The following is an 11,273-nucleotide window of genomic DNA, read 5'->3' on the forward strand; positions in this document are numbered from 1 at the left end:
AAATCTCCTCAACCCCGCTAAACACAACACTTCCAGCGGCGAAGAGGGGCGCAGTATATAGACCAAAAACAGCCCGTCAAGCAGACAAACGCAACTTTCTCGCAGGCAACCCGGAAAGCATGCTCCGGGCCGATATGGATCAGTAACTTACGCCCGAAGCGAAATTTTCGAAACGCGTGCATTCGCCGCGGAAAGTCAGCCTCACCATGCCGGTCGGGCCGTTACGGTGCTTACCGATAATGAGCTCGGCAGAGCCTTTTTCGGCCGAATCCGGGTTGTAGACCTCATCCCGGTAGATGAACATGATGATGTCCGCGTCCTGCTCGATCGCGCCGGACTCTCGCAGATCGGACATCACCGGACGCTTGTTGGGGCGCTGCTCCAGACTGCGGTTGAGCTGCGACAGCGCGATGATCGGCACGTTGAGCTCCTTGGCCAGCGACTTCACCGAGCGAGAGATATCCGACAGCTCGGAGGCACGGTTGTCGCTGTCGCGCACGCCGGTCATCAACTGCAGGTAATCGATGACGATCAACCCCAGCGTGCCGCACTGACGCGCGAGCCGCCGGCAGCGCGCGCGCAGATCGATCGGGTTCAGGCCTGCGGTCTCGTCGATGAAAATCGGCGCATCGTACAAGCGCCCCATCGCGGACGTCAGGCGCTGCCAGTCGTCGTCGGTGAGCCGGCCCGTGCGCAGCTTGGTCTGGTCGATACGGCCGATCGAGGAGATGAAACGCATCGCCAACTGGGTGCCCGGCATTTCCATCGAGAAGATGGCGACCGGCAATTTGCAATCAACCGCCACATGCTCGGCAATATTGAGCGCCAATGTGGTCTTGCCCATGGCCGGACGGCCGGCCAGGACGATCATGTCGGAGGGATGCAGCCCGGAGGTCTTCTCATCCAGATCCGCAAGCCCGGTCGGCACACCGGTGACCTCGTTGGGGTTGTCGCGGTCATAGAGCTCCTGCACGCGATCAGCAACTTTCTGCAGCAGCGGCTGGATTGACACGAAGCCGCTCATGTCACGCGCACCCGCCTCGGCGATCTCGAAGACCCTGGCTTCGGCCTGATCAAGCAAGGACTTGGCGTCTCGCCCGGACGGGTTCAGCGCACTTGCGGCGATCTCGTCGCCAACTGCAACCATTTTGCGCAGGATGGAGCGCTCACGAACAATCTCGGCATAGCGCCGGATGTTGGCTGCAGACGGAGTGCTGTTGGCAATCTCGGCAATGTAGGCCAGACCACCGCCTTGCTCGGCCTCGTTGGACTTCTCGAGCGACTCGAACACCGTGACGACGTCGGCCGGCTTGCCCAGATCCACCAGCTTGGCGATGTGCGAATAGATGCGGCGATGATCGTCACGATAGAAATCGGACGCAGACACCAGATCTGCAATGCGCTCCCACGCTGCGTTGTCGAGCAGGATTCCGCCGATCAGCGCCTGCTCCGCCTCGATCGAGTGCGGCGGAAGGCGGATCGACGCCATCTGCGGGTCTTCGGAATAATCGGAACGGGACAGGGCCATCGCGCAACGCCAGACTGGAATTCGGAGGTCGATTCTAGCCCGGATGAGGCATGCGATGCCCGCGGATGCATTTCGTACGCCCCAAATGAAACGGGGCTGCCGAAGCAGCCCCGCCTTGATTGCCTTGCAGCAGACGCTTACTGCTGGTCGCCCAGCACCGACACGGTGATCGGAGCGATCACGTCGGAGTGCAGAGCCACGTCGACCTGCACGTCGCCAACCTGCTTGAGCGGACCGTCCGGCAGGCGGACAGCACTGCGGTCGATATCGAAACCCTGACCCTGCAGCGCTTCAGCGATGTCGGCGTTGCCGACCGAGCCGAACAGACGACCGTCCATACCCGCCTTGCGGACGATCTGAACGATCAGACCTTCCAGCTTGGTGGCCACGGCCTGGGCAGCGGCAAGCTTCTCGGCCTGCACGCGCTCGAGCTCGGCGCGGCGAGCTTCGAACTCGGCCTTGTTGGCTTCGGTCGCGCGCTTGGCCTTGCCTTGCGGAATCAGGAAGTTACGGGCGTAGCCGTCCTTGACCTTGACGATATCGCCGAGGCCACCAAGGTTGACGACCTTCTCGAGGAGAATGATTTGCATGTCCGGTTCTCCTTACTGGTGCAGATCGGTGTAGGGCAGCAGAGCCAGGAAGCGGGCGCGCTTGATCGCGGCCGACAGTTGGCGCTGATAGCCGGCCTTGGTGCCGGTGATACGTGCCGGCATGATCTTGCCGGTTTCGGTGATGAAGTCCTTCAGCAGATCGACATCCTTGTAGTCGATCTCTTCGATCTTCTCAGCCGTGAAGCGGCAGAACTTGCGACGCTTGAACAGACCGCCACCACGGCGATCATCCTTTTTCTTGAACTTGGACTTCGACTTGAAAGCCATTTTTCGTTCCTTCCAGAAATTCGATCTTATCCAGGTGAAGCACCAGACTCCGGCTGCGCTGGCTGCGCGCCGCGAGGAATCCACTCACCCGCATTGACATTCCGGGGCTTGCTGCCGCCAGCACCTTGGCCAGCTCACCGATCGCCACTGCCTGCAGCTCCATCGAAATTTCGCGAGGCATTCCGGCCTCAACCTGCTTCGACGTATGCTTCAGACCGCACCCGCTGACCGGAATACCGGCCGGCGTCAGGCGTATCGGCTGCAACTCGACCAGTTCCGCCTCCAGGCAGAGCCGATTGAGCCCCGTATCCGTCACCTCGTGCCGCTCAGGCCTCGTCGCTGCTCGCGCTGTCGTCGTCACCTTCGGTGGCAACCGGGGTCAGCGAACGGGACTTCTCTTCCTTCATCATCGGCGAAGCTGCGGTGACCGCATCCTTGCGCTGAGTAACGAGGTGACGCAGAACGGCGTCGTTGAACTTGAAGGCATGCTCAAGCTCAGCCAGCACTTCGTTGCCGCACTCGATGTTCATCAGAACATAGTGGGCCTTGTGCATTTTCTGGATCGGGTATGCCATCTGGCGACGGCCCCAGTCTTCCAGGCGGTGAATCTGGCCGCCGCTGCCGGTAACGAGCGCTTGGTAGCGCTCGATCATCGCCGGGACCTGTTCGGACTGGTCCGGGTGGACGATGAACACGATTTCGTAGTGTCGCATGCGTACTCCTTGTGGTTTAGGACAGCCCCCCGGCATGCGAAGACCGGTGGAGCAAGGGAAAGCGCGCGAATTTAGCATGAAGCGGCGACAAATGAAAGGCTTGCGCGCAGTGCTTCAGCGCGGGCGCGCATCCCATATCTTCTGCAAGCGCTTCACACTGACCGGCATCGGCGTCTTGAGCTCCTGCGCGAACAGCCCCACGCGCAGTTCTTCGAGCAACCAGCGGAACTCCTCCAGCGCCGGCTCGACCACGCCGGCACGCAGGCGCGTCATCCGTTCACGCTCGAAGGGCTGCGCCAGCGCTCTCCATTCGGCCATCAGTTGTGCGTCCCGGCCCGGGTTGGCGCGCAGTTTGTCCAGGCGCAGCGTCGCCCCCTTGAGATAGCGCGGAAGATGCGCCAGGCGCTCCCACCGATTCACCAGCATGAAATCTTTCGGGAGCAGCGCGGCCAACTGCGCGCGAATATCTTCGGCAACGCCCGGGAAGCCCTTCAGCGCAGACAGGCGCTTCTCCAGCACTACCCGCTCGGCCAGCACTTGCTGCGTCATGCGCATGAATTCCTGAGCCACCAGACTCATGCGCGGCTTGGCCTCGCCGCAGCGCACGGCAAAGGCCTCGGCGTCCTGCGGCAGCGGATCGAGCAGACACACGCGCTCAATCGTCGCCGCCACCAGTTGCGCCTTCAGATCGGCCTCGCTGCCAAAGGGCAGGAAAGCCAGTGCCAGCTCGCGCAAGCCCGGCAAGCGCTCGATGGCGCGCACCTGATCCTTCAGATTGAGCGCGAACAGCCGCGCCAGCCCCTTGCGATGTACCCGCGCAGCCTCCTCCGGCGTATCGAAGGGGCGCAAGGAAACGCTGTCGCCATCGTCGTGCAGCGCCGGGAAACCGATCACGTCGCGACCGGCCACCCGCACTTCGAGCAGTTCGGGCAGTTCGCCGAAGCTCCAGCTCGTCAGACCGGACTGGCTGCTCGCCCCTGCAGCCTTCGCTTCAGCTTTTGCGGTCGTCCCGGCCGGCGCGGACGTCACGGGCACCTCAAGCTCGACTTGCGCCTTGCGAAACCGCTCAGCCACCTCACGGCCGAAACGCGCGCGCAGTTCCGCCAGATTGCGCGACTGCCCGAGCACACGGCCGTGTTCGTCGATGACGCGGAAGTTCATCTGGCTGTGGGCCCGCAGGTTCTCCGCGCGGAAGGACTCCATCGGCAGCTTCAGTGACACACGCTCTTCGACGAAAGTCTGCAGCGCGCGCAACAAGGGCTCGTCGCGTTCGAACTCGCCCCTTTCCACCGCGGCGACGAATACCGCTGCACTTTCAGCCAGCGGTTGCAGGCGGTGGCGATGCTTCTGCGGCACGGTCTTGAGCAACGCCAGCACCTTCTCTTCGAGCAGGCCGGGCACCAGCCACTCGCAGCGCGCCGCGGGAATCTGGTTGAGCATGGCCAGCGGCACGGTCAGGGTCACGCCATCGTCGGCCGCGCCCGGTTCATGCAGATAGGAGAGCTTGAGCTTCTGACCGAGCACTTCGAACTGGGCCGGGAAGCGCTCGGTCGTGATGCCGGAGGCCTCGTGGCGCATGAGCTGGTCGCGAGTCAGATGCAGCAATTTCGGCTCGGCTTTCTCGGCCGGCTTGCGCCAGGCCTCGAAGCTCGCGAGGTCGACCACTTCAGCCGGCACGTGATCGTCGTAGAAGGCTTCGATCAAGGCTTCGTCCACCAGCACGTCCGGACGGCGCGACTTGTGTTCCAGCCGCTCGATCTCGGCCACCAGCTTGAGGTTGTGCTGCAAGAAGGCCATGCCGCGCGCCGGGCCGTCGGCGATTTCGCCCTGTACCAGGCCTTCGCGGATCAACAGTTCACGGCACAACGCGGGATCGATATCGCGGTAGCCGACGCCGCGCTGAGAATACAACGTCAGGCCGTGCAGGGTGCCGCGCTCCCAGGCACGCACGGAACCGGCGCTCTTGGACCAATGCGGTTCGGACACCTGACGCTTGATCAGGTGCGCGCCGACCTCCTCGACCCATTCCGGCTCGATGCGCGCAATGCAGCGGCCGAACAGGCGCGAAGTCTCGACCAGCTCCGCGCACACCGCCCACTTGCCGGCTTTCTTCGCCAGCGCAGAACCCGGGTGCGGCCAGAAACGGATGCCGCGCGGTCCGAGATAGCTGCCGGCCTGCGGCCCGCTGGCGTCTTCCGCGCGGCAACCGATGTTGCCGAGCAAGCCCGCCAGCAGCGCCTTGTGAATGGCTTCATAGCCGGCCGGCAGTTGGTTCTCTTTCCAGCCGTGCTCGCCGCACAGGGTCGTCAGCTGGGCGTGTACGTCGCGCCACTCGCGCATGCGCAGATGGCTCAGTAAGTGCTGCTTGCACCAGGCCTTGAGGCGGCTGCCGGACTCGTGGCGCACGACTTCGTCCCAGGCCTTCCAGGCATTGCGATACCACAGGAATTCGGAGCGCTGATCCTGCTCGCCGCCGCGGAACCTGGCGTGCGCCTGATCGGCCGCGCCCGGCGATTCCTGCGGGCGTTCGCGCGGATCCTGCACCGCCAGCGCCGACGCGATCACCAGCATCTCCGCCAGGCAGCCGCGATCGCGCGCAGCCAGAATCATGCGTCCGATGCGCGGATCGAGCGGCAGGCGGGCCAGCTCTTCGCCAATCGGCGTGAGTTCGCGCGCCTCGTCGTCAGTGACCGCACCCAGCTCGGCCAGCAGCTGATAGCCGTCGGCGATCATCCGCGACTGTGGCGCATCGAGGAACGGGAAGTCTTCCACCACGCCGAGGCGCAGCGACTTCATGCGCAGGATCACCCCGGCCAGCGATGAACGCAGGATTTCCGGATCGGTGTGCTCGGGGCGCGCATTGAAATCGTCCTCGGCGTAGAGGCGGATACACACCCCGTCCATGACGCGGCCACAGCGACCGGCGCGCTGCTTGGCGGCCGACTGCGCGATGGCCTCGACCTGCAACTGCTCGACTTTGTTGCGGTAGGAATAGCGCTTTACGCGCGCCAGCCCCGTATCGACGACGTAGCGGATGCCCGGCACCGTGAGCGAAGTCTCGGCCACGTTGGTTGCCAGCACCACGCGCCGGCCGCGGCCGCCCGAGAACACGCGCGCCTGCTCCTGGGCCGACTGGCGCGCGAACAGCGGCAGGATTTCCATCGCCGCCGAATGCGGCGATTTGCGCAGCGCCTCGGCCGCCTCGCGGATCTCACGCTCGCCGGGCAGGAACACCAGCACGTCGCCGGGGCCGATGCGCTGCGCCTCGTCCACCGCGTCGGCAATGGCTTCGGGCAGATCGCGCCCCTTGTCGCGGCGCGCCTTGCCGTCGTCTTCCACCGGGCGGTAGCGCATCTCGATCGGATACAGGCGGCCGGACACCTCGATCACCGGTGGCGCCTGGCCGTCGACGGTGAAGTGCCGCGCAAAGCGCTCGGCATCCAGCGTGGCCGAGGTGACGATGATTTTCAGATCCGGCCGGCGCGGCAGCAAGGTGCGCAGGTAGCCAAGCAGGAAGTCGATGTTGAGGCTGCGCTCGTGCGCCTCGTCGATGATGATCGTGTCGTAGGCCGCCAGCGACGGATCACCCTGCGTCTCGGCGAGCAGAATGCCGTCGGTCATCAGCTTGATGTAGCTGGTGGGTTTGAGCCGGTCGGTGAAACGGATCTTGTAGCCGACTGCCTCGCCCAGTTCGCTCTTGAGCTCCTGCGCGATGCGTGTGGCGGTAGCGCGTGCGGCAATGCGTCGCGGCTGGGTGTGGCCTATGAGACCGGAGGCGCCACGCCCGAGCTCAAGACAGATCTTGGGCAACTGCGTGGTCTTGCCAGAGCCGGTCTCGCCACACACGATGACCACCTGATGGTCGCGGATGGCCGTGGCGATCTCCTCACGCTTCTGCGTGACCGGCAGTTCGGGCGGGAAATCGGGCTTCGGCAGCTTCGCCATGCGCTCGGCCAGCAAGGCACGCGAACGCTGCTGCAGCGCATCGAAATCAGCCTGCGGTCTGGCCCGACGCTCGCCCTTCTCGCGCGCAATGCGTCGTTCGAGCGCGCGCAGACGCGGCCGGTCTGCGCTCAGGCAATCGGTAAAACGGGTTTCACGGGGGAAATCGGCGGCGGAACTCAAAGCGCGGGCGGAGGCGGGTTCGGGATGTATTCAGGTCGGCGATTATGCCAGACCCTATCCCCGCACCCGCCCGCATTGCAGTCAGCGCAAGCCCACCACCATGCTCAGGATCAGCGACAGGATCACCATCAACGCCGCCCAGGCGATGACGCCCGCCATCAGTACAAAGGTGCCCATCACGCGCGCCCGGCTATGGCTGTCGAGCCGGAACAACGGGTATACGCCGTGGTAGATCAGCGCCGCCGAGGCCACCCAGGCCGTCAGCATCACGACCATGTTGAACCACACTGACGGCACCAGCAGGGCCAACGAGCCGATCCACAGCGGCGTCGGCGCAATCGCCGCGAGCATGAAGGCCTCCTCGTAGCGCGGCGTCGCATCCACGACGTCGCCCATCTGCTGGATCATCGAGGCCATCAGCGCCACCATGCCAAGCTCGATGGCAAAGAACGCCGCACCGACGCCCAGCGCCTCGGCCATCGAGATCTGCGGAACCACCGCCGGCAACACCGTGCCCGGCGTAACCGCCATGGCGTACATGAACATCACCGCCGGGATCAGCGACATCGGCGCGACATACATCCACATCAGGCGATTGACGCCGGGATGCATGCGCATCAGGTCCTGCCAGCCTTCGGAATACGAATAGACCATCTTCTGGAAATTGTGCGTATCCATAGTGCCCTCCAAAAGTGAGCCGGAACGCCATCCGGAATTCAGTATAGGTGCCGATACGCCCGACTTCACGGCACAATGTCGGGCCGCGCCCCGAACACGCCGATGAACCGCCTGCAGGCCTTTCCCCCCGTCGCCCGCGCCGACGCCCACACGCTGATCCTCGGCAGCATGCCGGGCGCAGCCTCACTGGACGCAGACGCGTACTACGCGCACCCGCGCAATCTGTTCTGGCCCATCGTCGGCAGTCTGTTCGGTTTCGACCCGCACGCCCCCTACCCCGAGCGCATCGCGGCACTGAGCGCGCGCGGCTATGCGCTGTGGGACGTGCTTGGCGGCTGCCGCAGGGCCGGCAGCCTGGATAGCGCCATCGAATCTGAATCCATGGAAATCAACGACTTCCGGAGTTTCTTCGCAGCACATCCCGGCATAACGCGCGTATTCTTCAACGGCAGCTTCGCGGCCACGCTGTTCCGCCGCCGGGTCTTGCCGCTGCTGGGAGAACAGGCCGACCGACTGCATCTGACTCGCCTACCCTCCACCAGCCCCGCCAATGCTGGCACTCCGGCCGCAGCCAAGCATTCCGCCTGGGCGGCGATCCTGCGATGACGACGCGCGAAATCGAAGTCGCCGTGATCGGCGGCGGCCCGGCCGGGCTGGCCGCAGCGGAGGTGATCGCCGCCTCCGGTCGCCACGTCGAGGTCTTCGACGCCATGCCCTCGCCGGGGCGCAAGTTTCTGCTTGCCGGCATCGGCGGGCTGAACCTCACACATTCCGAAGCCACATCGGACTTCATCGCGCGCTATGGGCAGCGTGCGAACTGGCTCACGCCCATGCTGCAGACCTTCGGCGCCGACGCGCTGCGCAAGTGGGCTGCGGGCCTCGGCGTGGAAACTTTCGTCGGCAGCTCCGGCCGGGTGTTTCCGACAGAAATGAAGGCCGCGCCGCTGCTGCGCGCCTGGCTGCATCGCCTCAGAGAAGCGGGCGTGCGGCTTCATGTACGACACCGCTGGGCCGGCTGGAACGGAGATCACCTGCGCTTCACCACATCCGAGGGCGAGCGCAACGTGCGCGCGCACGCCACGGTGCTGGCCTTGGGCGGCGGCAGCTGGGCGCGGCTGGGTTCGGACGGCGCATGGCTGCCGTGGCTGACGGAGCGCGGCGTCGAAGTCGCACCGCTGCGGCCGGCCAACTGCGGCTTCGAGGCAGACTGGAGCGAACATTTCCGCACACGCTTCGCCGGCCAGCCGCTAAAGAACGTCGCGGCCAGCCTAGGCGACCACACGGGGCAGGTGCCCCGGCGCAGCGGCGAATGCATCATCACCGCCAACGGCATCGAAGGCGGGCTGATCTATGCGCTGTCGGCGCCGTTACGCGACACGATAGCCGTTCAGGGCGAAGCCACGCTGTATCTGGACCTCGCACCAGGGCGCAGTCTTGAACGGCTGCAGGATGAGCTCGCCCGACCACGCGGACGCCGCTCGCTCGCCAGCCATCTGCAAAGCAAGGCCGGCATCGACGGCGTGAGGGCCGGGCTGCTGCGCGAATGCACTCCGCGCGAGACAATGGACGACCCCGCACAACTGGCCGCAGCCATCAAACACTTGCCACTTCGGCTGCTGCGCGTACGCCCGCTCGACGAGGCCATCAGCAGCGCCGGCGGGGTGCGTGCCGAGGCACTCGACGAAGACCTGATGCTGAAGAATGTACCGGGTGTGTTCTGCTGCGGCGAGATGCTCGACTGGGAGGCACCGACCGGCGGCTATCTGCTCACCGCCTGCTTCGCCACCGGTCGGCACGCCGGCGAAGGCGTATTGCGCAGGCTCAGCCGCGCAAGGACATGACCAGGGTGTAGCCGGCCCAGGCCATGGCCAGCGAGCCGGCCACGTGGGCGGTGGTGTGCAGCGCGAGCCAGCCCCATTCGCCGCGCTGCATCAGGTGCAGGCCTTCGGCCGAGAAGGTCGAGAAGGTGGTCAGGCCGCCCAGCAGGCCGGTGGTGAGGAACAGCTTGGCCGCGGCCGACAGCGTCGGCAGGGTCTGCACCAGCGCCAGCACCGCGCCCATCAGCCCGCCGCCGATCAGGTTGGCCGCCAACGTGCCGAGCGGCACCGACGCAAACCACGGGTTCATCAGCAGCCCCAGCCCCCAGCGCAACCAGGCACCTATCGCAGCGCCGCAGCCCACCGCGAGGAAGGCCGAAACGCCCGGCATGCTCAACGCGCCACCTCGGCAGCCTGCTCGGGCGCAGCATCGACACGCACGCTCTCGGGCAGATGCAGCGTGCGCGTCGGGAAGGCGATCTCGGCGCCATGCGATTCGATGATCTCGCCGATGCTGAGCAGCACGTCCTGCTTGACCTCGTGGTAGCGCACCCACTGCGTGGTGCGCGTGAAGGTGTACACCATGATGTCGAGCGAGGAATCGTTGTACTGGTTGAAGTTCACGATCAGGGTCTGCTTGGTGTCGATCTCTTCGTGACTGCGCAGCATCTCGCGGATGGCGTCGACAATGGGCGCCACTGAAGCGAAGTCATCGTAGCGCACGCCGATGGTCTCGTAGATGCGGCGGTTGGTCATGCGCGAGGGGTTCTCGACCGTGATCTGCGTGAACACCATGTTGGGGACGTAGATCGGGCGTTTGTCGAAGGTGCGGATGCGCGTCACGCGCCAGCCGATGTGCTCGACCGTACCCTCGATCTCGCGGTCGGGCGAACGCACCCAGTCGCCGATGGCGAAGGGCCGGTCCAGATACACCATCAAGCCGCCGAAGAAGTTGGCGAGCAGATCGCGTGCGGCAAAACCCACCGCAATGCCGCCGATGCCGCCGAAAGCGAGCACGCCCGACACCGAGAAGCCCAGACTCTGCAGCGCCACCAGCGTGGAGGTGATGATGATGGACACGCGCAGCAGCTTACCCACGGCATCCACCGTGGTGCGGTCAATGGGCCGCTCACGCGCGAGCTGATGGGCAACGACCGCCTCCTCGGCGTTGACCAGGAAGCGGTACAGGAACCACGTGAAGCAGAAGATCACGCCGACCGTGCGTACCGGCTCGAAGAATTCCAGCACGGGCGCGTCGGTGGCGGCATACACGATGCGCACCGCAAAGCTCAGACCGACGATCCACGCCAGCAGGCTGGCCGGCTTGCGCACGGCCGCGACGAAGGCGTGACGCCACGGCGTTTCCGGGCCGGCGCGCTGCTCAAGCTTCTCAAGGCTGCGCCGGATGACGAAGTTGGCCACGACCACCATCAGCACCACCACGAACACCTGCAGAATCAATGGCCAGCCGCTGTTCTCGCTGGTCAGCCACTGCATCAGTCGGTCGGTGATCTGCTGCCACTCCATCGGCCTC

General features: G+C 65.1%; 11 protein-coding genes. 2 read left to right on the forward strand and 9 right to left on the reverse strand.

The window, feature by feature from the left end:
- Window positions 1-139: 139 nt before the first annotated feature.
- The 7 genes from dnaB to AC6H0R_RS11795 all read right to left on the reverse strand — a co-directional run bounded on the left by dnaB (window position 140) and on the right by AC6H0R_RS11795 (window position 7,922).
- Window positions 140-1,528 (reverse strand): replicative DNA helicase, encoded by a 1,389-nt coding sequence (dnaB, locus tag AC6H0R_RS11765; RefSeq protein WP_497581564.1) that lies wholly within the window; start codon window positions 1,526-1,528, stop codon window positions 140-142.
- Window positions 1,529-1,665: 137 nt separating this feature from the next.
- Entirely contained in the window at window positions 1,666-2,118 is a 453-nt protein-coding gene (gene rplI, locus AC6H0R_RS11770) for a 50S ribosomal protein L9 (protein WP_497581565.1), read from the reverse strand.
- 12 nt (window positions 2,119-2,130) lie between these two features.
- Entirely contained in the window at window positions 2,131-2,406 is a 276-nt protein-coding gene (rpsR, locus tag AC6H0R_RS11775; protein ID WP_497574608.1) for a 30S ribosomal protein S18, read from the reverse strand.
- Window positions 2,366-2,767 carry a primosomal replication protein N gene (priB, locus tag AC6H0R_RS11780; protein ID WP_497581566.1) on the reverse strand — a complete coding sequence of 134 codons (402 nt, stop codon included), beginning with the start codon at window positions 2,765-2,767 and terminating at the stop codon, window positions 2,366-2,368. Before priB ends, rpsR begins: the two co-directional genes overlap by 41 nt.
- Window positions 2,733-3,119 (reverse strand): 30S ribosomal protein S6, encoded by a 387-nt coding sequence (rpsF, locus tag AC6H0R_RS11785; RefSeq protein ID WP_497581567.1) that lies wholly within the window; start codon window positions 3,117-3,119, stop codon window positions 2,733-2,735. The genes priB and rpsF overlap by 35 nt, the downstream gene beginning before the upstream one ends.
- A 114-nt stretch (window positions 3,120-3,233) precedes the next feature.
- Entirely contained in the window at window positions 3,234-7,244 is a 4,011-nt protein-coding gene (gene hrpA, locus AC6H0R_RS11790; RefSeq protein ID WP_497581568.1) for an ATP-dependent RNA helicase HrpA, read from the reverse strand.
- Window positions 7,245-7,325: 81 nt separating this feature from the next.
- Window positions 7,326-7,922, reverse strand: a complete 597-nt coding sequence (locus AC6H0R_RS11795; protein WP_497581569.1) for a Yip1 family protein — start codon at window positions 7,920-7,922, stop codon at window positions 7,326-7,328.
- Between the two features lie 102 nt (window positions 7,923-8,024).
- Between AC6H0R_RS11795 and AC6H0R_RS11800 the strand changes: the two genes are divergently transcribed.
- Complete coding sequence (locus tag AC6H0R_RS11800) at window positions 8,025-8,528, forward strand: DNA-deoxyinosine glycosylase (protein ID WP_497581570.1); 504 nt, start codon at window positions 8,025-8,027, stop codon at window positions 8,526-8,528.
- The gene (locus AC6H0R_RS11805) at window positions 8,525-9,763 is read left to right on the forward strand and encodes a TIGR03862 family flavoprotein (RefSeq protein WP_497581571.1); all 1,239 of its coding nucleotides are present in this window, start codon (window positions 8,525-8,527) and stop codon (window positions 9,761-9,763) included. The genes AC6H0R_RS11800 and AC6H0R_RS11805 overlap by 4 nt, the downstream gene beginning before the upstream one ends.
- On the opposite strand, the gene crcB is transcribed toward AC6H0R_RS11805, so the two are convergent.
- Window positions 9,744-10,130 (reverse strand): fluoride efflux transporter CrcB, encoded by a 387-nt coding sequence (gene crcB / locus AC6H0R_RS11810; RefSeq protein ID WP_497581572.1) that lies wholly within the window; start codon window positions 10,128-10,130, stop codon window positions 9,744-9,746. The two genes, AC6H0R_RS11805 and crcB, sit on opposite strands and share 20 nt — an antisense overlap.
- A gap of 2 nt (window positions 10,131-10,132) precedes the next feature.
- Window positions 10,133-11,266: a mechanosensitive ion channel family protein gene (locus AC6H0R_RS11815; protein ID WP_497581573.1), complete on the reverse strand. Its 1,134-nt coding sequence runs from the start codon at window positions 11,264-11,266 to the stop codon at window positions 10,133-10,135.
- Window positions 11,267-11,273: the final 7 nt, after the last annotated feature.

Source organism: Pseudazoarcus sp. NS36, assembly GCF_059703705.1.